This window comes from Pseudoroseomonas cervicalis ATCC 49957, assembly GCF_000164635.1.
Lineage (GTDB): Bacteria > Pseudomonadota > Alphaproteobacteria > Acetobacterales > Acetobacteraceae > Pseudoroseomonas > Pseudoroseomonas cervicalis.
The window spans coordinates 1-1,041 of record NZ_GG771055.1; the positions used below are offsets into that span (position 1 = coordinate 1).

1 protein-coding gene is annotated in these 1,041 nt (G+C 78.3%); it reads right to left on the minus strand.

What is annotated here, in order from left to right:
* Positions 1–1,041 (minus strand): DUF4175 family protein (locus HMPREF0731_RS21680; RefSeq protein ID WP_007006393.1); only part of this gene is annotated, 1,041 nt, incomplete at both ends.

Genomic DNA, 1,041 nt, shown 5'->3' on the forward strand with positions numbered 1-1,041 from the left:
CGCTCGGCCTCCGCCAGCGCCTCGCGCAGCGCCTCGCGCGCCTCGGCGAGCGCCCGGGCGGTGCGGTCGGTCCGCCCCTCCTCCAGCGCCACGGCGATCTGCCACATCAGCCCCTGCGCCTCGACCACCGCCTCCGGCCGGCGGTCGCGCTGCAGCCGGTGGCGGGTGACGCGCAGCGCCAGGAAGGTGGTGATGTCGTTCTCGAAAGCCTCGGGGCGGGCCGCCAGCGCGTCCAGCCCAAGCCGCGCCGGCTCGCGCGCGGCGGGATCGACCGAGAGCCCCTTGCGCAGCTCCATCAGCGCGCGCGCCACCGGGTGGGTGAAGCTGCGCTCCGGCAGGGTCAGCCCGGCGGGGACCGACCAGCCCTCCTGCTGCGCCCCATCACGGGCGATCAGGCGGATCTGCACCGGCAGCCCGGCCCAGGGATGCGCCGAGAGGTCGGGCTGCGCCACGCCGCGCAGCTGGCGCGGATTGCCGCCGGGCAGCGGCAGGTCGAGCACCAGCGCGCCGCCCTCGGGGCGGGCGGCCAGCCGGATCTCGGCGCGCAGCGCGGCGACGCCCCAATCATCCTCGGCGCGCCAGGGCAGGCGGATCGACAGGCCGCGGCCGCTCGGCTCCGGCGGCTCGGCGAAGGCGACGCTGGGCGGCGCATCGGCCTGCACGCCGAAGCTCCAGGCCGCCAGCTCCCGCCCATCCCGGAGAATGGCGACACGCTCGCCGCGCTCCAGCACCGCCTCGGCGGCGTAGCTGCCGGGCTCCAGCTGCGGCATCGGCGCGGCCACCTCGTCGCGGCGCAGCTCCGGCACGCCGCCACGGCCGCCGGAGAGCGCGATCTGCAATCTGGCGCCCTGCGGCACGGTCAGCGCGCCGCCGGCGGGGTCGAGGAAGATGGGCGCGGCGCCGGTATAGGCGGGCGGCGTCACCCAGGCCTCCAGCCGCAGCGCCGGGGCGGCGAGCGGCGCGGCGTGCAGGCTGGGCCAGAGGGCGCGGCGGATGCGTTCTTCTCCGTTGTCGCCGGCCACCACCAGCGCGGCGGCGAGG